17 protein-coding genes are annotated in these 22,243 nt (G+C 46.2%); 3 read left to right on the top strand and 14 right to left on the bottom strand.

The features are described 5' to 3' along the window. Window positions 1-149 precede the first annotated feature (149 nt). A complete protein-coding gene (locus AR543_RS13495) occupies window positions 150-1,361 on the bottom strand; it encodes a VPS10 domain-containing protein (protein ID WP_158523967.1) in 1,212 nt (403 codons plus the stop codon). A gap of 342 nt (window positions 1,362-1,703) precedes the next feature. Here AR543_RS13495 and AR543_RS13490 point away from each other — a divergent pair, with 342 nt between their 5' ends. After that, on the top strand, window positions 1,704-2,633 hold the full coding sequence (locus AR543_RS13490; RefSeq protein ID WP_060535010.1) for an L-lactate dehydrogenase: 930 nt from the start codon (window positions 1,704-1,706) through the stop codon (window positions 2,631-2,633). A gap of 174 nt (window positions 2,634-2,807) precedes the next feature. On the opposite strand, the gene AR543_RS13485 is transcribed toward AR543_RS13490, so the two are convergent. From AR543_RS13485 to AR543_RS13460, 6 genes are all read right to left on the bottom strand, one after another. Beyond that, window positions 2,808-3,908, bottom strand: a complete 1,101-nt coding sequence (locus tag AR543_RS13485) for a DUF3900 domain-containing protein (protein WP_060535009.1) — start codon at window positions 3,906-3,908, stop codon at window positions 2,808-2,810. 101 nt (window positions 3,909-4,009) lie between these two features. Further along, entirely contained in the window at window positions 4,010-4,951 is a 942-nt protein-coding gene (locus AR543_RS13480; RefSeq protein ID WP_060535008.1) for a DMT family transporter, read from the bottom strand. Continuing rightward, a complete protein-coding gene (locus AR543_RS13475) occupies window positions 4,951-5,655 on the bottom strand; it encodes a GntR family transcriptional regulator (protein WP_060536780.1) in 705 nt (234 codons plus the stop codon). The genes AR543_RS13480 and AR543_RS13475 overlap by 1 nt, the downstream gene beginning before the upstream one ends. 327 nt (window positions 5,656-5,982) lie before the next feature. Further along, entirely contained in the window at window positions 5,983-7,386 is a 1,404-nt protein-coding gene (locus AR543_RS13470) for a branched-chain amino acid transporter BcaP (RefSeq protein WP_060535007.1), read from the bottom strand. 175 nt (window positions 7,387-7,561) lie between these two features. Then, window positions 7,562-8,410 (bottom strand): hypothetical protein, encoded by an 849-nt coding sequence (locus AR543_RS13465; protein WP_060535006.1) that lies wholly within the window; start codon window positions 8,408-8,410, stop codon window positions 7,562-7,564. Next, window positions 8,410-9,408, bottom strand: a complete 999-nt coding sequence (locus AR543_RS13460) for a tyrosine-type recombinase/integrase (protein ID WP_060535005.1) — start codon at window positions 9,406-9,408, stop codon at window positions 8,410-8,412. Before AR543_RS13460 ends, AR543_RS13465 begins: the two co-directional genes overlap by 1 nt. Before the next feature lie 374 nt (window positions 9,409-9,782). On the opposite strand from AR543_RS13460, the gene AR543_RS13455 reads away from it, so the two are divergent. Next, window positions 9,783-10,736 (top strand): alpha/beta hydrolase, encoded by a 954-nt coding sequence (locus AR543_RS13455; RefSeq protein WP_060535004.1) that lies wholly within the window; start codon window positions 9,783-9,785, stop codon window positions 10,734-10,736. Between the two features lie 265 nt (window positions 10,737-11,001). Here the strand turns inward: AR543_RS13455 and AR543_RS13450 are convergent, their stop codons facing one another. The 7 genes from AR543_RS13450 to AR543_RS24295 form a co-directional block, all read right to left on the bottom strand. Next, the gene (locus AR543_RS13450) at window positions 11,002-12,132 is read right to left on the bottom strand and encodes a 5-methyltetrahydropteroyltriglutamate--homocysteine S-methyltransferase (protein ID WP_060535003.1); all 1,131 of its coding nucleotides are present in this window, start codon (window positions 12,130-12,132) and stop codon (window positions 11,002-11,004) included. Window positions 12,133-12,147: 15 nt separating this feature from the next. Then, window positions 12,148-13,080, bottom strand: a complete 933-nt coding sequence (locus tag AR543_RS13445; protein WP_060535002.1) for a LysR family transcriptional regulator — start codon at window positions 13,078-13,080, stop codon at window positions 12,148-12,150. 237 nt (window positions 13,081-13,317) lie between these two features. Then, on the bottom strand, window positions 13,318-14,307 hold the full coding sequence (locus AR543_RS13440; protein WP_060535001.1) for an aldo/keto reductase: 990 nt from the start codon (window positions 14,305-14,307) through the stop codon (window positions 13,318-13,320). Window positions 14,308-14,557: 250 nt separating this feature from the next. After that, window positions 14,558-16,762 carry a putative bifunctional diguanylate cyclase/phosphodiesterase gene (locus AR543_RS13435; RefSeq protein ID WP_158523966.1) on the bottom strand — a complete coding sequence of 735 codons (2,205 nt, stop codon included), beginning with the start codon at window positions 16,760-16,762 and terminating at the stop codon, window positions 14,558-14,560. A gap of 808 nt (window positions 16,763-17,570) precedes the next feature. Further along, window positions 17,571-19,157 (bottom strand): acyl-CoA synthetase MbcS, encoded by a 1,587-nt coding sequence (gene mbcS / locus AR543_RS13430; protein ID WP_060534999.1) that lies wholly within the window; start codon window positions 19,155-19,157, stop codon window positions 17,571-17,573. 420 nt (window positions 19,158-19,577) lie between these two features. Beyond that, on the bottom strand, window positions 19,578-20,450 hold the full coding sequence (gene rhaD / locus AR543_RS13425) for a rhamnulose-1-phosphate aldolase (RefSeq protein ID WP_060534998.1): 873 nt from the start codon (window positions 20,448-20,450) through the stop codon (window positions 19,578-19,580). Between the two features lie 201 nt (window positions 20,451-20,651). Beyond that, entirely contained in the window at window positions 20,652-20,789 is a 138-nt protein-coding gene (locus AR543_RS24295; protein WP_158523965.1) for a hypothetical protein, read from the bottom strand. A 209-nt stretch (window positions 20,790-20,998) separates the two neighbouring features. On the opposite strand from AR543_RS24295, the gene AR543_RS13420 reads away from it, so the two are divergent. After that, the gene (locus AR543_RS13420; protein ID WP_060534997.1) at window positions 20,999-22,231 is read left to right on the top strand and encodes a family 16 glycosylhydrolase; all 1,233 of its coding nucleotides are present in this window, start codon (window positions 20,999-21,001) and stop codon (window positions 22,229-22,231) included. The last annotated feature ends 12 nt before the right edge of the window (window positions 22,232-22,243 follow it).

The following is a 22,243-nucleotide window of genomic DNA, read 5'->3' as shown; positions in this document are numbered from 1 at the left end:
ATACTTTTCACATATTATGTGATTTTTTTCACAAATGATCTGAAATTTTAAATTATTTTTTATTTTTTTGAATTTATTAAAAAGAGCGACCGAATCAGACATTTGCATGCTGATCGGCAGCTCCGTATATTCAAATAAAATGATACCAATTAAAGTACATGCCAGCTTTTACCGCCATCTGTTGTCTGCATAAGCAGGGAACGACGTTCTTCGTTTTTGGCAACCAGTAACCAGCCTACATCCTTGGAGAAAAATTGCAGTTTGGCCATTTCCGGATAATTGGCTATCGTATTTTGTAGAGTATTATTTGCCGGGAGTGCTTTCCATGTATGACCTTGATCCTGAGTCGTATATATAATACCGTCAATCAGTGACCATCCCTGCTTGCGGTTGAGGAAAGTCGGCCCCATGGTCTGGTTTATTCCTGTCTGCGGCTTGAGTGCATAAGCCACATGTGTCCACGTTTTACCGCCGTCTTCGGTAAAATAGCCCGAATAGCTGGTCTGTGTGCCTTTGACGCAGCCGATATTCATCCATCCACTCGTCTTGCTTGTTCCGTAAAATTGCGGTTTGCCGGTTGTGATCCGATCACAACTCTCTACTTCCTTGCTGAGGAAGCTGGCGCTGGCTGTCCAGGTTTTGCCGCTATCTGCAGTGGTATAGAGACTGGGCCGGCCATCCTGCTCCAACGTAATAAATCCATGCTTATTATCCCGGAACGACATTCCGATCAGTGTACCGCTCTGTGGCAGCTCATTGGTTGTCTGCTCTGCCGACTTGACATAGGCAGCATTTTGCATCAGCCGGGTCCAGCTGTCTCCACCATCTTCTGTACGGTAAACCGCCTTGCCCTTCTGGTGATTCGATTCATCGGTAGATGTCATCACCCAACCGGTTTTTTCATTAATAAAGTACATGCCCAGCACAGTGCCATTATCATTAAAAGTAGCTACATTCCAGTTCTGTCCACCATCTACCGTATGCAAAATCAATGTCTGACCGACCCCGTTGGCATTGCGGGCCACCCAGCCATTTTTCTGATTTAAAAAGAAAATACTGCTGCCATATACCGGCGGTTCCGAAAAGGATACCGTTTTGGCAGGAGATACATTGTCCCAGGTTTTGCCGTTGCTCTGGGTAACATAGATACGCAGCTCATTACGAGTGAGTCCCCAGGCTACACCTGCACTGGCACTCAGCAGCTGGAAATCGGTCAGTCTGGTCTGAATTTTGTATTCCGACGTATCAGGTCTTCCGCCTGCACGCTGATTTATGGTTGAATCTGTTGTTTGTTTGAGGGTAATGGTCTGACCCTGATCTTCTTTGGAATTCTGAAGCTGCTCACGTACAGCCTCACTCATAAGAGCGTTGTCGTTGCCTGCTGATGAACAGGCCGACAGAAGGAAAACCAGGGATATCCATATAAGAAGCGATTTGCTCATGCTCCACTTCATCTATTATTCTCCTTCCACACACTTACCTGATGCTAAAGCGTTTCAATTTTTCACGACCTATATAAGAGTAAACTAATTTTAAAAAAGGTAGTTTACAGAAAAGTTACAAGCGATTACAGTTTTATGGAGTTTTCGATACTAAACATATACGATTACGGTTATAAGTAATAGAAGACCTTTTTACTTTGTGGACGCTTTCGGCTACAATAGTAGCGAATCTGTAATACAAATATAAGGAGATGATAATTAATGTCTGAATCCGTATCCAAACCTCACCGTGTAGTCGTTATCGGCACAGGAGCGGTTGGTTCCACAACCGCTTACACCCTACTTCTCCGCAACCGGATGTCCGAGCTGGTATTTATCGACGCCAATAAGGACAAAGCACTGGGCGAAGCACTTGATATGAATCATGGGCTTCCATTTGTAGGCGGTGTCAAATTATGGGCTGGTGACTATTCTGATTGCAAAGATGCAGATATTATTATCATCGCGGCTGGATCCAATCAGCGTCCAGGTGAGACGCGAATCGATCTACTGAACCGAAATGCCGCCATTTTTGACGACATTATCAAAAACATTACCAAGTACAATGACCACGGGATTCTGCTGATTGCTACCAATCCGGTCGATATTCTCAGCTATGTATCCTGGAAAAAAAGCGGCTGGCCGGCCAATCGGGTTATCGGTTCCGGTACACTGCTCGACAGCGCCCGCTTCCGTTATCTAATCGGCAAACACAAAGAAATCGATCCGCGCAGTATTCATGCCCACATTATCGGTGAGCATGGCGATTCCGAGCTGCCTGTATGGAGTCTAGCCAATGTGGCAGGTTCAGCACTTGCCTTTGACGAAGCCGAGCAGGATGATATTTTCAACAGCACCAAAAATGCCGCTTACGAGATCATCAATGCCAAGGGATCTACTTCCTACGCGATTGCTCTGGCACTGGACCGGATCGTAGCTGCGATTTTACAAAACGAGCATGCTGTACTGAATGTGTCTTCCCTGCTGGATGACTATCACGGTATCTCCGATGTCTATCTCGGCGTACCTTCGATTGTCGGCAGAGAAGGTATCCGCGAGAAACTGCAGATTCCTCTTAATGAAAAAGAAGAAGCATTGCTGCGTGCTTCGGCAGCCAAACTCAAAGACCAAATTTCCCAATTAAATATTTAGCCTATATTTCAAATTTTACGCAAGGGCTTACAGCGCTTGCTCCAAACGATTATATCCCTTCGTCATTATACAGCGCTGTGCGCAAATTGACAAAAAACGCCGCTTTTCCATACGGAAAGGCGGCGTTTGCTATATAGATTATTCCATATCCCTCAATATCAGGCAAAATCAGCCTCAATAAGGAATATCGTCATCCCTTTCTTGCGGCTGATTGGCGCGCTCGATCAGATGCTTCGACAGATTCTCGAATGTATCCGGCTGCAGCAGCTCGACAGGCGAGAATCCTTTCTCAAAAGTAAACGATTCTCCTTCGATCACCATGGCATAGTGATCGCCCAGCTTGGCAATATGCATACGGAAGCCAAAATCGGCCAGAAGCCCTTTGACACTCGTATCGCCGAGTTTGACGCGGATCTCGATCTCCGGCTTGATCTCGACAATGCGTTCAGCGGCTTCGATGACCTGCTGCGGCTCCCATTTCTCCTGCAGATCCCGCTTGTCACTGGCTGCCCACAGCTCCAAATCATGCTCTTCCCGCTGGCGATCTTCATTACTCGCATCGGGCCACTTTTCTTCTACATAGGTCTGCACATAATCCATTACACGTTCATTGACAATCTCGGGAATGGACTGCTCATAGGTAACGAATTTGAGGAAGTCTTCAAAGTAGCGGGCATGTGAGGACTGGTGTACCTTAAGTTCCCACTCCTCGATCATGCCTTCCTCCGGCATATGCGGATACTGGATTGATTTCATATTGCGGGCACTGATCGCCATCTCCACTTCGCTGATCAGGCTGCGCTCATCGGAAATACGGGCAATCTGCTTTTCAAAATCGCACTTCATCACAAATACAAATGGATCATCAAAATGGGTATCCATCTTCACCTGAGATACGATCAGAGCACCGCCGCGTACAGAGCTGGTATCCAGATAGCTGCGTACCAGATCATCACCGGCATTTTTGAAATCTTCTTTGGTGTCTACCGTACGCAGGCGGGCAAACAGATTGAAATTTGGATTGCTCGTCAATTCATGCCCTGGCTCCACGAGAAAAGTTCCGATCTTGGTCGGCGGCTGCTCACTGGACGGATTTTTCTCTACTTTGCGCTTGGCTGTACGGGTAAATTCGGCATGCAGGAAATTTTTGAGTTCACTCAATTCATATTCGTCTTCATCGAGTGTCTGATAATGTTTATAATTTTTGGAAGTTTGGCCTTCTTTGCCCTCTACCTGCAGAACAAAGAAAGATAGAAATTGCACATTGAATCGCATGATATACTCCTTTGTGATTACGGATACAGCCTGCAGACAGAATCCGGCAGGCTCAAATTGTCTGCCTATCACTATACTTGAATTTGAGCGGAAATGTAAGCTTAATTTGAACGTGCCGACAGCCAGGCATTCACGATCATGCCGCCAATGACCAGAATCATTCCGACCCACATCCCTATTGAAGTGAGTATAACCCCCAGCAGCATCCATTCGCCCAGCAGGGTAAAAACTACCTCCAGCGATTGAGTCGCTTCAACTGCCGCGAGACGGGCTGGATGGTTACGCACCCGGTCAGTAGCTCCGAAAAAGAGTACGGTAGCGATTACTCCCGAGAATAGCGCGACCAGAAAAGTCTGCACGGTCTGCTCACCTGTAGGTGGCCCATGCTGTAACCATCCAATTATAGACAACAGGATCCAGAAAGGCAGGCTGGCAATGCTCATTCCCAGCGTGCGCTGAAATGCATCCAGTCTGCCGTCGCATACTTCCATCATTTTGCGGTTACCCAGCGGATAAGCGATAGCTCCGATCAGGATTAGCACAATCCCCTGCCAGCTCGCTCCCATCGAACTGTTATGCGCCTGACCAATCTGCATCAGTCCGATACCTAATAGCATCATAAGTGCAATCAGCAGCACACTGCGCGGGATACGCCCCCTTTCCCGAACCGGCCCATCCGGTGTATGACGTACAAAAAAGAACAGTGGTGACAGCAGCATCCCTGCCAGAATGGTCGTCTGAAAACCTGCCGCTGTCAGCCAGGCAGGCGAGTAGATCGCCGAAGCACACAGCGGCGCATAGAAAAAGCCAAATCCTACGGTGCTCCATACCAGCCATCGCCCAGGCTGACGGCGTATTTCCCGCCAGACCGGCAATAAATTCCCACGCGCCAGAACCAGTATACCCAGCAGTGGCACCATAAAAAAATAGCGCAGTGCACTGCTCCATATCCAGTGCCCTCCTCCTACTTCCATCGACCGATTCAGCACAAAGCTCGATGCAAAAAAGAAAGCTGCGAGAATACCCAGCCATACCGTTTTCATTATAATTCCTCTGCTGCTTTGGAAGAGTTGGATGTGGCAGAAACGTCATCTTGACGATGAGCCAGCCACTGGCCCAGACTGAGCCAGTTATGTTCCATCCAGCGGGCAGCTTCGGCTTCGTTATGCTCACGGCAGTACGCTATGATCTTCAGATGATCTGCCGGAGAGTGCTCGCGGCTGGCCTGGCTGAACTTGGCATATTCCAGCCTTCGGATCTTGGGCATAATTCCATCCAGTGCAGCATTCAGCTCCGGATTAGCGGCACGATCCAGGAACAACTGGTGAAAACGGTCATCAGCTGTAATTGCCTTTTCTGCATCCTGCTGCTCCAGTGCCTCGATCAGCTCTTGATTGGCTGCTTCCAGCTCGGCATAATCGCTCTCGGTCAGTTTGCTGACACACAGCTTTGCTGCCAACGCATGCAGCACGGCAACTACTACAAAGGCATGCGCAGCTGTTTCTTCATGCAATAAGGCTATACGCGTGATTGAACCGGGGAACGACTCTACCAGTCCTTCATCCTCCAGCCGCTTGAGCGCTTCCCGAACCGGCGTACGGCTTACGCCAAACTGGTTGGCCAGTTCCATATCGTTCAATTTTTGTCCGGGAGCAAGTTCTAATGTAATAATCCCTTGCTTGATCGTACTGTAGACCTGATCACGTAACGACGGACGGCTTAGTTTTTGAAATTTGGTTGTATTCATAAAACCAATATATTGCATATCAATAAAAGCTACAATAGAAATGTCAGCTATATTTTGGTGTATGATCAGAATATGGGCGGATCTTATTCTCCGTATTTGCAAAGATATTGTATTACATCAATTCTCAAAAACAATATGACTAAGAGAAACCTATAAAAGCAGGCTGTATTGTATATTCTTCCTTCTTGTCTGCTTTTAATAAAAAATAAAAGGAGCATCTTCGCCGCAAAACTGGCACGAAGATGCTCCTTGATTTACTCATATTGCAGATAATACATCTCCAAGGAGAAAGACCATCTGCAATATTGGCTTTTTTAATTATTTTGATTATTTGGAGCGGCGGTTAGGACTTAACAGACTACGGTTTTTACCATACAGGAAGTAAATAACAAGGCCGACCAACAACCATCCGAAAAATACAATCCATGTCAGACCCTGCAGTTGCAGCATCAGATACACACAGCCTATAGCGCTCAGGATCGGGATCAGTGGTACGAATGGTACACGGAATCCTCTTTTCAGATCGGGCTGGGTACGACGCAGTACAATAACACCAATACTTACTACAGCAAAAGCAAACAGTGTACCGATATTGGTCAGTTCTGCCAGTCTGCCCAGCGGAATAAAACCGGCGAAGAAAGCGATAATAATACTGGCAATCCATGTACCTACAGCAGGTGTCTGGCTTTTGCCGCTAACTTTGGAGAAGACCGGTGACAGCAAGCCGTCACGGGACATCGCGTACAGCAGACGGCTTTGTCCATACATCATAACCAGCAGTACGGTAGTGATACCTGTAATTGCACCCAGAGAGATGATCCAGGCCATACCATTCAGATGTACAAATTCCAGAGCAAAGGCTACCGGATCGCTGACATCAAGCATTTTGTAAGGTACGATACCTGTCAGGATCAGGGAAACAATAATGTACAATACGGTACATACAGCAAGCGAAGTAATAATACCGATCGGCAGGTCACGCTGCGGACGTTTTACTTCTTCGGCAGCTGTTGATACTGCGTCAAATCCGATATAGGCAAAGAATACAGTTGCTGCACCGGCAGCTACTCCTCCCCAGCCAAATGGCAGGAACGGTGTCCAGTTGTCCGGCTGTACATAGAATACACCGATACCGATAAAGATCAGAACGACCACCAGTTTGATCGCGACCATCACTCCATTCGCGCGTGTCGCTTCTTTGACCCCGCGTGTAAGCAGGAAAGCGATAATCAGCGTAATGACCGAAGCTGTAACATCAAAATAGGTTCCATTAGCCGGATTAAAGGCACTGGTTAACGCCTGCGGCAAATGAATGCCGATTCCGGACAGCAGGCTCTGGAAATATCCGGACCATCCGCTGGCAACAGCCGCACTGGCAAATCCGTATTCCAGAATCAAATCCCATCCGAGAATCCAGGCGATAATTTCACCAAATGTTGTATAGCTATACGTATATGCACTACCGGATGCAGGCACGGAAGAAGCGAATTCCGAGTAACAAAGCGCTGCAAACGCACACACAATACCTGCCAGCAGGAAAGACAGCACCAATCCTGGTCCGGCATAGTTGGCAGCTGCCACCCCGGTAAGTACGAAGATCCCTGTACCAATAATGGCACCGATTCCGAGAGTGGTCAGATCGAGAGCTCCGAGTATGGGCTTCAATTGACTATCTCTTGCTGCAACAGGTTTGCGTCTGAATAATGAAGTATTATCTTTAGGATTGCTCATAGACGAATTCCTTTCTTCTGTAAGGTATATTCACATTTATTCACTAATGTTAAATGACACCTACAGAAAACTACACAATACTACACTTCAACGCGTTGAACGATTGAAACTTTTTTTGAGAAAGTGACATAATAGCTTCCATCGAACCTAATTATTTAACTAAACCGATGTAGGTTTATATGCAATGTTCCAATATACCTTTCCATACATTTCCTTTTTCCTGACAATGAGGGCAGATTACCTCTCCTGCAAGATAGGGAATGCGCTGCTGAAGATCCATTAATCCGAATTCGCCGGCTCGAACAGACAGTTCTGCCAGTTCCGGATCAATACGTTCCAGATCAGTACATTCTGGATCAGCTGTGTTGCTATCCCTGTTAGGCTGAATCATTCTTCCATATTTATTGTCTGATGTAACAGGGTCATCCGGATATACGATCCAGGAAGTCTGCTGATTATGTTCATCTGGAGGCCAGATATACCACTCTTTACTGCAATGCGGACAGATCGCTGGATATTCTTCCCCTTCCGGATAATGAAACAGCAATCTAGCGACATTCTGATAACCATGATAGGCCATCCAAGCAGCCAGTACGTATTGTTTCTCCAGCGGATCTATAGTAGGTCCACTCAGTATTGGCAGTATCCGGTCATGCAATAAATTCATATTCTGCACAGCCTGGCAGTAAGCCTGTTCAATATCATGGTATAACGACGGATCAAGATGACTGTCTATCCGTGGATTCTGATCTATTTCATATTCGGCAGCGATCATTCCACAATCTATATAAATGCTCATCATCGCAGAAGTGTCCTCGAAACGAGCTGCAATAGACAACAAATGAGGAACAGCTGCCAATGTAGCGGTATAAAGGGTATCCTGATGCAGCAGCTCTTCATATAATTCCTCGGCTTGCTGCTGATTATATTGTTGCGCGAGTAAAGCCAGCTGCTGCGGTACCTCTTCTGCCGATCCATAGGCGGTTGATAATTGAGCCCAGACAGGACTATCCAGTGCCAGCATTAATCCGTCTCCTCCTGATCATGCGGAAGAGGCAGCTGGATATCCAGCCTTGAGATAGCTTCCTGCTTTTCCCGACTGCTGACGTGAGTATAAATAATGGTCGTCTGGATCGAAGAGTGACCGAGCAGCTCCTGAACCGTGCGCAGATCGGTTCCCTGTCTCAGCAGCATAGTCGCAAAGGAGTGCCTAAGCTTATGGCTCGAATAGGGCAGTCGCTGTCCCGGCTCTACATCTTCCTGAAATTTGTCAAAGGTGTCCGCAGCGATCTGCTGGATATTCCGGATCGACAGCCGGGTTCCTTTTTGCGAGATAAACAGCGCATTTTCTCCATCCCGCCATGGAGTTAGCCTTTCTCGAATCGCCAAACTCAGAAATTCAGCTACCGCAGACGGAACGGGCAGTGTACGCCATTTTCTTCCTTTACCAAACACCTGCAATGTACCGCGTTCTTCATTATAATCCTGCACATTCAGCAGATGCACTTCGCCAACACGTAGTCCCATATACGCCATCAGCAGAAAGACTGTCAGATTTCGGGTGCGGTATTTGCCTTCGACCGACTGCAAAAAGGCGGTCAGCCGGGATTCGTCCAGATAGACAGGTTCCTTGTTCTGTTCGGTTTTGGCCTTTTTGATACCGGCAGCAGGATTGGCGTCTGCCATCTCTAGTTCCATAAGGGCTTTGAAAAAGCAGCTTACTGCTGCATGTTTGCGATTACGCGTCGAGTCGCTGACTCCCCGGGAACGCGCTCCACTCAGGTAAGACAATACATGCCGCTTTTTGATCTCGTCCAGAGGCTTGCCACGTACCGAATGGGATTCGAGAAACTCATGCACATCTCCGAGATATGCTTTGCGGGTATAACCGGTGTATCCGGCATCTTTCATCCAATCAAGAAAAGCCTCCAGCTCTTCGGCATAGAGACCAGCTGTATCTTCATCCCATGATTCTTCATATTCATTCCGATCATCGGGCAAGGTATTTCTTCGTTTATTCATTGACTGATTTTCCTTTCCTGTACATCTCGTTCATCATATTTTCTCCATTATACAGGAGTCTGGATCAACTACCTATCTTCAAATAGAATAGTTTGGATATTCATTTATCCATTAATTAGATATGTATTATCTATTAAATGGAAAGGGCGTTTTTGTTTCAGCTGCTGCGTTTACGTTTACGTTCACTATAGAATCAATTGCACAATTAAATTTTGTTGAATTAATTGTACAGCAATAGCAAAGCAGCTGATTTGCTGTATCCTGCCAACTTAAACTGTTGCAGTGATCCAGATCGGATGTTTTGACAACGAGACATGCACCAGGCAATTCAATCGTATATCTATCAGCAACTTTATTCCGAGGAGGCCTTTTACATGACTAACGAGAAAAAAGTATACCTGGAACCTGCAGCACAGAAATTTGCCGACGATAATTCCAAACCCCCTTTCCTGTTCGATCTGGGACCGGAAAAAGGACGCGAAACGGTTAATGAAGTTCAATCCGGAGATATCGCCAAACCAGAAGTAGATATCGAAGATCTGAAAATTCCAGGCGGTCCAGGTGGCGAAGTCGCTATCCGAATCGTGCGTCCTCCAGGTGCTCGTGCCGAGCTGCCTGTATTACTTTATATTCATGGTGCAGGATGGGTATTCGGTAATTCGCATACTCATGATCGCTTGATTCGTGAACTGGCAGTAGGTGCCGAAGTGGCCGTAGTATTCCCTGAGTACAGCCTGTCTCCGGAGGCCAAATATCCAACAGCTATCGAAGAAATCTATGCAGTATTGCAGTGGATAGCCGAACAGGGCAGCGCACAGGGCTTTGATACTTCCAAACTGTACGTAGGTGGCGACAGCGTAGGCGGTAATATGACTGCAGCTATTACACTGATGTCCAAAGAGCGCAGCGGTCCAGCGATCCAGAAGCAGCTGCTGTTCTATCCGGTGACTGATGCCAATTTCGATACAGAATCTTATCATCAGTTTGCTGAAGGGTATTTTCTTGCTCGTGAAGGCATGCAGTGGTTCTGGGATCAGTACACTACCTATCCGGCTGAACGTGCACAGATCACAGCTTCTCCGCTCCGCGCTACTACAGAGCAGCTGAAAGGTCTGCCGGAAGCTCTGGTTATTACCGGTGAAGCCGATGTACTGCGCGACGAAGGTGAAGCGTATGCCAACAAGCTGCGCGAAGCAGGTGTACCGGTAACAGCTGCTCGTTTCCAGGGAATCATCCATGACTTTGTAATGCTGAATGTACTGGCAGATACACAAGCCAAAAAAGGTGCCATGAAGCTGGCTAACGCTTTCCTGCGCGAAGGTCTGTAATTCCTGTGTTGCATGTTGTATGTTGTAAAAATCAAACGATGTCTATTGCGAATGCGGTCGGTGAATCGGATACCGCTCGCAAAACAAAAAGGCAGCCCCTTATACAAGGGCTGTCTTTTTGGCATTTATCTGAATTGAGGGATGAATGGATAATTCCCTATTGGATAACCTGTGTTATACGTATGCTTATTTTGTAGATTGGAAAGGTCGTTGCGATTGATACACAGTTTGTCTAAATGTGTAAGTGTACTGCTATAGCTTTGGCCTATAACAAAGCGGCCGGAGTCTGGGTCCATACTTCATTGGCTGTATCGATCACGAGACGGATTTTGTTCCACTGTTCTTCCTCTGTCAGCATATTGCCTTCCTCGGTCGAAGCAAAACCGCACTGGGTACTCAGACAGAGCTGATCCAGCGGCACATATTGGGAAGCTTCGGCAATACGCTGCTTGAGCACTTCTTTACTTTCCAGTCCTCCATGCTTGGTCGTAACGAGTCCCAGGACAACAAATTGATTTTTGATATAACGCAGCGGCTGAAAATCTCCGGCGCGTTCATTATCATATTCGAGGAAAAAAGCATCTACCTGTGTTTTGCCAAACAACTCTTCTGCTACAGGCTCATAACCGCCTGCCGCGAACCAGGTCGAACGGAAATTGCCGCGGCATACATGCAGAGCAATCGTCATATCCTCCGGACAGTGCTCAATACTCTCGTTAATCAACCGTACATAATCGCTGGCCAGCTGATCGGGGTCCTGTCCCCGATTGCGAAGCAGCATCCGGTGCCTACTGCTGCATAGTGTTCCCCATGTCGTATCATCCAGCTGCAAATAACGACAGCCCGCATCATAGAATGCCTTGATCGCTGTCTGGTACACATGAATAATATCCCGGTACAGCTCTTCCTGATCGCTGTATACTTCGTTGCCGTTATAATTTTCTACAAAATGAAACAATGCCGGCGAAGGAATCGTCATTTTGGCTGTGCGATCACCGGCAAGCTGCTGCAGATAGCGGAAATGCTCCACCATCGGATGATCGCCAAAAGAGATTTTATCGACAATACGGAAGCTTTCGGCACGATTGCGGTTATCAATACCCGCGGTAGGCAAGCCAATCTTCTGGGTACCCTGAATACCGAGGAAAAAGTCCAGATGCCACCATGTGCGGCGGAATTCACCATCGCTTATCGTCTGCAATCCCATATTTTTCTGCTGTTGCACCAGCCTGGTTATTTCTTCATCCTCTATGGTCCGCAGCTGGTCAGCACTTATTTCGCCGCTCTCATATTGGAACCGCGCATCCCGAATCGATTCCGGACGCAGATAGCTGCCTACAATATCACAGCGAAAAGGAGGTGTGTTTCGTTTGGTTCCTGTTAATGGACTCTGCATAGGCTCCTCCTGTACTTATAATAGAAATTGATTCATATTCAGATAGCTGTTGGACACCAGATCATTCAGTATATCGATATATTGGGAGGCGACCTCGCTTGGCTTGCGGTCTTTGTGGGCAATCCATCCTACTGTAAAATCCTCATTCGTCTGCAGCGGAACAGCTACCAGCTGCTCATAATTGAACTGGGATACCAGGATTCCTGTTCCGACTGTATAGCCATCGGTACCGGACAACAGATTGGCGAGTGTCGCCCGGTCATGCACTTTGATACTTTTGGCAACCGAAGAGAATGTGATCATTTCTTCCGAGAAGTGCAGCGAATTGTTTGCTCCCTGATCAAACGTAATATACGGATACGCACTGAGCTCCTGTGTCGTAACCATTTCCTTTTGAGCCAGCGGATGACCCGCCCGGATAAAAATATGCGGACTGGTATTGAACAGCGGCGTAAACATCAGGTTCCCATCGCTGAACAGCTTGTTCATTACTTTGAAGTTGCGTTCATTAATATACAGAATGCCGATATCACTGCGCAACGTTTTCACGTCTTCGATAATATTGTAGGTCTGCGTCTCCCGCAGATGCAGATTATATTCATTGATATCGGTTTGCTCCATCAGCTTCACAAAAGCATCCGATACAAAAGCATAATGCTGCGTAGAAACGGAGAAATGAATCAGATTGCGCTTGCTTCCATGGTATCGGTTCTCGATCAGTTCAGCCTGCTCGATAATCTGACGGGCATATCCGAGAAATTCCATTCCTTCGACAGAAATACTAATCCCCCGATTGGTACGATCGAAGATGGATATTCCCAGTTCGCTTTCCAGTTCCTTGATGGCATTTGAAAGGCTTGGCTGCGAAATAAAAAGCCGCTTTGCCGCCTCGTTCATGGAACCGCAGTTCGCAATTTCAATGGCATACCGCAGCTGCTGTAGTGTCAATGCCTTTCCCCCTTTGGACAATCCGTCTGTAGATATCACGTTCATTCTCTGCCATAGCGATAGGCAGAATTTTTTGACTAATCGAAATTATCGTAGCACAGATGATCCGCCGAATCCAAGTGCTTCCCGCTGGAATAGTTATTTCCTATAACAGAGATGACATCCATCGTCTGCATATCATACAAATAGCATCACCAACCGATAGCATATACCGGTTAGTGATGCCTGATGACTGCCTTATTTCATCGCAATTCTGGAAATGGTGAAGCTACCATCCCCCGAGAAATCCTGATACGGACTCGGGATCAATCGGTCAATCTGCTGAATCTCTTCGTCGGACAATCTGATATTCAGTGCTCCCAGATTATCTGCCAGCTGCTGCTCATTGCGAATACCTACAATCGGAATTACTTCCGGACGCTGCAGCAGCCAGGCCAGCGAAAACTGACTGAGCGTGACTCCCTTGGTTTCTGCCAATCCTGCCAACTGTTCTACTATATCCAGCTTATGCTGATTATGCGGGGTAGCGAGATCCATCTGCTCTCCTCTTGAACCTGCGGGAAGCGGCTTATTCCTGCGATATTTGCCGGATAGCCAGCCGCCAGCAAGCGGGGAGTAAGCCAGAATAGATAATCCGTGCCGCTTGGCAGCCGGGATAATCTCCTGTTCGCTGTAGCGATTAAACAAACTATAGGAGAGTTGATTGGTTACAAAACGCTCCAGATTCATCTTCTCGCTTGTCCACAGTGATTCAACCATGCGCCATGCTTCAAAGTTGGAACAGCCGATATAACGTACTTTCCCTTGGGATACCAGTGTATCCAGCGCTCGCAGCGTCTCATCGATCGGCGTATACGGGTCAGGCCGATGGATCTGGTACAGATCGATATAGTCGGTGCCAAGCCGTTTGAGACTGGCTTCCACCTGCCGCATAATCCGGTAGCGGCTCGCACCTTCTCCATTCGGACCTTCAGCAGTGCGTACCTTGAATTTGGTAGCAACAATAAATTTGTCACGTCTTCCTTTGAGCGACTTGCCGATAATTTCTTCGCTTGTTCCTTTGCCATATGTATCTGCTGTATCCAGAAAATTAATACCCGAATCCAGAATCCGGTCCAGCAGAGAGAGCGAACTCTGTTCATCCATATCCCAATCTCCATACGTCATTGTACCAAGACACAGCCGCGATACTTGCAGACCGCTGCGACCCATGTACCCATAATCCATCATATATCCCCCTTTATTGATGTGATACTGCAGCCGAAGATCCGGACAGAAATAGCTGTCCCCAGCGAAAACGCATTCACTTCCCTTTTATTATAATCAAATCAAACAGCAATCCCAACTTTGTGACTGCATTCAGCCATCTCCGTAACCCTACAGCTATGAAATGGGTATAATGATGCGTTCATCATATAACATACAAAAAGCAGCTCTTCCCCTGAGGGATAGAGCTGCTTTTACTGTAATCCTGTCTTCAGGAAGACTTGCTGACTGTGTCCGCACTCATCCAGGCTTCCAGATCATTTACTTTCATCGGCCGACCATAATAATATCCCTGGATATGATAGCATCCCAGCTGTTGCAGCAGTTCCACATGCTGCCGATATTCTACGCCCTCAGCCAGCACGTTCATCTTGAGCTGTTCGGCAAGCTCGATCACGGAACGCACAACTGCAACATTGCGCGGATTCACATCGATATCAAAAATCAGTGACCGGTCAATTTTGATAAACTGGAATGGAAAACTGGTTACTGTCTTCATCGATGAATAGCCGGTACCAAAATCATCAACAGCCAGCGTCACACCCATACTGACGATTTCCTCGCAGATTTGCATAATCTGCTCTTCTTCGCGAATCGCTGCACTTTCTGTAAATTCCAGACAAAGCAGATGAGCCGGCAAACCGGTCTGCATTAGCACCTTCTCTACTTTACGTGCAAAATAAGGATCGCTTAGCTGACTTGCCGATACATTGACAGACATCTGCATTTCCGGATAGCCGGCTTCCAGCCATCGTACTGCCTGCTCGGCCGCTTCCTGCATAACCCATTCCCCAATAGGACGAATCGTTCCATTCTGCTCGGCAACCGGTACAAAATCCTGGGGAGATACAAATCCCAATTCAGCAGAATGCCAGCGCAGCAGTGCTTCTACACCAAATACTATACCTGTACGGCTATCCACCTGAGGCTGGTAGACGAGCGAAAATTCATTACGCAGCAGAGCCGTCTCCAATCCTTGCTGCATCAGCAGATCACGTTCCGCTTCACTTTTCAGCTGCGCATTAAACAGATGATACTGATTGCGCCCCAGCTGTTTGGCCGCATACATGGCAATATCGGCATTACGCAGCAGCGTCTCCGGATCTTCTCCATCGCGCAAAGCCAGACAGACGCCGATACTGCAGGAGACATGATAATACTTTTCGCCCAGTACGACCTGCTTGGCAAAAGCATGCAAAATGGTATTGGCCATCTCTGCTGCTGTCTCTTCTCCCTGCCAGCTCTTCAGCTCCGCCAGAAGGGCGAATTCATCACCGCCTGTCCGTGCTACAATGCTGCCCGGAGGCGTATGCTGACGGATCAGATCGGCTACATTGCAGAGCAGAATATCGCCTGCCGAATGGCCCATCGTATCATTAATCCATTTGAAATGGTCCAGATCCATCTGCATAACGACTACTCTTGTACCCGTATGATGTGCCCGTTCCACCGCTTCATTGAGCTTCATATTGAACTGGTAGCGATTGGCGAGCCCGGTCAGTGAATCGGTAAAAGCAAGCTCCAGTAGCTGTTGTTCATTACGCTGCTGCACAGTAATATCACGTACCAGCAAATAGGAATGCAGTTCACCTTCAATCTGCAAAAAGTCACTGTTCACTTCTACCATATAGCGCAGACCCGACCGACTCATAATCTCCATCTGCATCTGCTGGGGAAAAGCACGTTCCTGAAAAGCCTTTTCGATAACCTCCAGGTATACACTCTTATCGGGATTCGGCAAAATCGAAAGAATATCGATATCTCCTTCACTTTCGGATATGCCGGTAATCGCACGAAATGCAGGGTTCGATTCGGTTACAATTCCCCGGGAATTCATCAATGCTACGCCACTGCTGGAAAGAGTGAATAATAATTTGTACCGCTGCTCTGCCGTGGCGAGAAAATTATGCTTGTGCATCGCCAGGCGCAGGGTATAAGCGAGGATAATCGCTGCATACGTTGGCAGACTATCTACAGGGACAATCGGAATCTCGGGGAAGATCTGACTGAGGGCAAAAAAGAAAACCAGCCAGATCGATGCCACTACACTCCCACGGATAATTGTCAGCATCATCTGCTGTTCCCGCTCGTAGGCACGGCTGCTTTTCAGCTTGCGGTAACCGATAAACATAATCATAAGCAGGAAGGACAGGGAATAAAATGTGATAATAACAAACATCATATCAAAATTCTGGTTGTGCATTTCCATACGCCAATGCTTGCCCATGGCCATATACAGCTTAAATGTATCCGGCCATCCATGCAGCAATATACTACCTATCAGTGGAACACCTGCAAAAGGATGAAGCAGCCAGAATGGCAGCTCAATCCGGCTGAGGATCGCAAAATAATAAGTAAGGATCGTAATCGCAATAAATGTAAGATCATACGTAATAGCCGGATTAATCAGATTCACAAATTTAAAATCGAGCGATTGCGTAAGAAAATCGGATAAAAATATAAGCGAAAGGGCACCTATCAGGATCGTAGTCAGCCGATGCAATGAGCTGTCAGGATGCCGCATCAGAATCTCAATAGAAAGTGCACCCAACAGCACAAATGGTATAAATGATATTACAAAGCTAACTAGAAAGTTATACATGACTTTTGCCCCCAAACACACTTAAATACACGTACTACTAATATCGCACGAATTAAAGATAATTTAAATAGCTAACTCTCTTAATTTCGAAAAATATATTTGTATATAATCTATTGACAAATGTCTTTTGACCTATTTTATAACTTTAAACAGTGCGTCTTATGATTTATTTTGGCTATATGATGCGATATTATTAGTTTTATTTTTCTATTTTGAATTTTTCATGTATTGATTTTTTTATAAATAATTTCTTGATTTTTTAGTTTATAATGTATTTGGTTAAAGAATCAAAAACTACTTTTGCTTATTATTTTATAGGTCAATAGATCTAATCACTTTATTTGTTGTGTCTTTTTTGAAAGAATATAGAATACTGCAAATCCAAAAATGAGAATTATAAATAAAAAGCGACAACTGGTAATAAAAAAGCAGCCCTTTTGGGCTGCTTGGTATATTTTTGCTGATCATCCAGCACCTATTCGATTGTATCAAGCATTCAGTTGCATCGAAGCTTGAATTTGACGCTAATGGTCTTGCTACCTTGCTATATTGCTATATTGCTATATTGCTATATTGTTATATTGTTATATTGCTATATTGCTAAGCATACATGCACTACCCATTAGCTATTGGCTTTTTTCTCCTGTTCGCGCAGTTCAATACGACGGATTTTGCCGGAACTGGTTTTTGGGAGATCGGTGATAAATTCAATTTTGCGCGGATATTTGTAGGGAGCTGTCCATTGTTTAACATGATTTTGCAGCTCTCTTGCGAGTTCAGGTGTTCCCTCTACTCCGTCTTTTAATACGATAAATGCTTTGACTACATGTCCGCGGATTTCATCAGGACTGGCTACGGCAGCACATTCTTTGACAGCCGAATGTTTCATAAGTGCTTCTTCTACTTCAAACGGACCGATCGTATAGCCGGAACTGATAATAATATCGTCGCCCCGTCCTTCAAACCAGAAATAACCGTCTTCATCTTTACGGGCACGGTCACCGGTAATAAAGTAATCTCCGTTGACGTTTTCCGCTTTGCGTTCCGGGTCCAGATAATAGGTTTTGAACAAAGCAGGCATATCGGTACGAACCGCGATATTACCTACTTCTCCTGCAGGTACAGGCTGACCTTCTTCATCTATAATCTCGACCAGTCCCGGAGACATGGATTGTCCCATTGCGCCCAGTCGAATCTGGGTATCCGTCAGGTTACCGATCAGCAACGTACTTTCGGTCTGGCCGTATCCATCACGAATAGTCAGTCCGAACTCACGGTTAAAGGTATGAATGACTTCCTGATTGAGCGGCTCTCCAGCAGATACAGCGCTGCGCAGACTGGATAGATTGTAGCTACCCAGATCTTCCAGTTTGGCCATCAGCCGATACTCGGTTGGGGTACAGCACAGTACTTGTACTCCGTACTGCTGAATCAGCTCCAGGTATTTATGGGGCTGGAATGCACCGTTATAGACCAGTCCGGTCGCACCGCGTCCGAGAACGGACAGGAATGGACTCCATATCCATTTTTGCCAGCCTGGTGCAGCAGTGGCCCAGACCATATCGTCTTCATGGATATCAAGCCATGGACCTGTAATACGCAGATGAGCATACGCCCAGCCATGACTGTGCACAACGCCTTTGGGATTACCGGTGGTTCCGGAGGTATAAGCCAGAATAGCCATATCGTCACGGTGGGTAGCTACCGCTTCGAACTGCTCTTCTTCTCCTTGCATCATGGTGTTAAGATCCAGCCAGCCTTCTGCCGTTTCCGACTGATCCGCAGCGACAGAGATACGGAACGACCATGCCGGCAGTTCCTCATCGATTTTGTCTACTTCTCCGGTGACACTGGACCAGGCGATAACTGCACGAGCTTCCGAGTGGTGCAGTCGATAAGCAAGATCTTTGGCGCGCAGCATTTCCGAAGATGGAATAATAACCAGCCCGCTTTTGAGACAGGCCAGATATATAATATAGGCAGTAATCTGTCTTGGTACCATGACCAGCACACGATCGCCCTGTTTGAGGCCGAGTTTGAGCAGACCATTTGCCAGACGATTCGCCTGCTTGAGCAGTTCGCCATACGTAATTTCCTGTGTATCTCCCTTGTCATTCAGCCATTTGAGTGCTGTTTTGGCAGGGTTATGTCTCTCCATTTCGGAGGTTAGATTGTATTGCTCGGGTGCAGTCCATTCCTGATATTTCATAATCAATTTCCCCTTTATACTACAAAATGAATACGAATGATTCATTTTAGTATAGCATGTCTTAAGACCAGGTTCTAATACTAATTGCTGTTTACGCTTATTCAAAGAGCATTATATATACGGCATTGCTGCCCTTTTATTAACAGATTTTCCTTCTACGCTATGGATTGTTGTCCTAGATTTCCTTTTGATTCAGCTATTTAGCCGAAAAAGACCAGCCTGATTATTTCCAGGTTGGTCTTTGATTTAATTTTCACATTTTATTCATATCCTACGCCAAGCTATTTTCCTGGTAGCGGATACGCTGCATAGTCTTTTGGTATATGGTATCGTTTGCTAGTTCTGATGGGTATTTTTATAATATTTACATCGATTACTAACCTGTACGGTTCATTCTCTTCTATTCTATATATTGCTGTATCATTTTGTTTGCTGTGTATCTGTCTGCATATCCAAGATGCCGGGTCGCGGAGTTACGCCGAATGCCTGTGCCAAATCTGTCAGCTGCTGACTGGTGATCCGCTGCCGAATTGGCAAATGCGCAATTTTCATATAAATTTGTGCAGCCTTTTCAATGGTCTCAATCAGACCAAATGCTTCATCAATCGTTGCACCTGTTCCGAAAATTCCATGCTGCGGCCATAACACGGCACGATGCTCTTTCATTTTGAGAGCTGTAGCGCGCCCGATCTCGCTGGAACCGGGTACCATCCAGGGAATCACACCAATACCATCCGGAAATACAACAATACATTCCGTACACATCTCCCATAGCGTTCTGGTAAATGCGTTCTCCTCCAGGGTATGCACAAAAGTCATCGCCAGTGTATGGGTCGCATGATTGTGCATCACCACACGATGCTGCGGATCTACTTTGAGCCGTTCGATATGACTCATAAAGTGAGCCGGAAGCTCGCTGGTCGGTACAGCACCATTTTTCAATCCCCAGAGCAGTTCGAGATGTTCTCCATCATAGGATACACGCAGTACTCCCAGATTACCTTCGGGATCATCGATGATATTTTTAAAATATTTGCCTGAGCCGGTCACAATAAAATACCGCCCTGCCAGTTCATGCACCGGAAAAGCTGGCTGAAAGCGCCGAATCACCTGATTAACATCTATATACCGGGCAACTTCTTGTTCCTCCAAAATGCAGCTGACATTTCCACCATTACGCTCGTCCCAACCAAAACGCCACATACTGCGGGTAATCTGCGCCATCTCGCGCACAAATGGAATCTGGTCCGGTGCAATCGCAATTGGCTGGTGCTCAGGCATCATCGTATGCATGATATTCTCTCCCTCGGTTATTCAGATAAGTGCTACATCTACATTCTAATCTTCCCTTTTCTTTAAGTCAATAATAAACGGATATAAACAAAAATAAATAAACATTTTAATTTTTATTTATTTTTGTTATGTATTGTATTTCTATTTTAATTATGAGAAAAGTGCATTTTCTACTCTGTATAACGAATATCTCCAATATGCCTATAGATCGCTTATATGCTCGATATGCTCGATATGCTCGATATGCTCGATATGCTCGATATGCTCGATATGCTCGATATGCTCGATATGCTCGATATGCTCGATATGCTCGATATGCTCAAGTATATTTGATATCACTGCTATAGCTTTAATTTCTTTTGTTTTTGCTTACTCTCGCTTAATGAATTACTTTTTTATTCTTTAGCTGGAATCTATACATGTATCACAGTTCGTATTTTATAGAACAGTAGGTGTATTTCTACGCACTTCTATTATTGATCTTTTTTTGTAAGCCTTTACATATTAGAATATATTGGAAATTAACATACGAAAAGGTGGTTGTATTGATGAAGAAAAAGTGGTTCTCTCTTTTGCTGTCTACTGTATGTGCTGCCGGATTGGTGACTCCATGGAATGCAGATCTGCAGACAGCAGAAGCTTCTTCCTCCAGCAATTGGGTACCGATCTGGTCCGATGATTTTAACGGACCCAATGGAAGCGGCGTAGATACGTCCAAATGGAATCAGGAGATCGGCAACAATAACGGCTGGGGCAATAACGAGCTGGAATACTACACAAACCGTACCAACAACTCCTATATGGAAAATGGCAATCTGGTTATCCAGGCGTTAAAAGAGAATTATCAGGGTTCCCAATACACTTCAGCACGCCTGACAACTGCCAACAAATTCAACGTCAAATACGGAAAAATCGATATCCGCGCCAAAGTTCCCTATGGCAAAGGAATATGGCCGGCTGCCTGGATGCTGGGCAGTGATATTGGCAGCAATCCCTGGCCGGCGAGCGGCGAGATTGATGTGATGGAGTATATCGGGCCACCCGCACCCAATACGGTTTATGGAACGATTCATGGTCCGGGTTACTCGGGTGACAAAGGATTATCTGCCGGTTATACAATTGGCGAACCGTTCAGCAATGCGTTTCATAACTATACGGTGGAATGGGAACCAGGCGTGATCCGCTGGTATGTAGACGGCAAGCTGTATCATACCCGTACTCCTGCTGATGTGGGTGACAACACATGGGCTTACGACAAACCGTTTTTCCTGCTGCTTAATCTGGCTGTAGGCGGCAACTGGCCGGGGTATCCGGATGCAAACACTGCTTTCCCGCAAAAACTGCTGGTTGATTATGTACATGTATTCCAGCGTGAAGGCGGCTATAATATCGTAGCACTCAAAGCAGGAGCCAATGGCAAATATGTTACAGCTGAAGATTATGGCAAGGGTGCATTGATCGCCCGCTCGGATAATGTCAGTACCTGGGAACGCTTTGAACTGGTGGATCTGGGCAGCAATCGCGTAGCCCTACGCTCCATGATCAATGGCAAATATGTATCTGCAGACAATAATGGTGCCAGCCCGTTAATTGCCAACAAAACGGCTATCGGTACCTGGGAGACTTTTGAAATAGGCACAACAGCAGATGGCAAGCGTACACTGAAATCGCTGGCCAATAATAGTTATGTCACGGCCGACAATACCGGTAGCAGTCCGCTTATTGCCAATCGTGCCAATGTAGGCGGAGCCTGGGAAACTTTTGAAGTAGTAAAGCAATAGAATAAGGTAGTA

Origin of the sequence: Paenibacillus bovis (assembly GCF_001421015.2) — a bacterium.
Classification (GTDB): Bacteria; Bacillota; Bacilli; order Paenibacillales; family Paenibacillaceae; genus Saccharibacillus; species Saccharibacillus bovis.
This window is presented reverse-complemented; position numbering and strand designations above follow the sequence as displayed.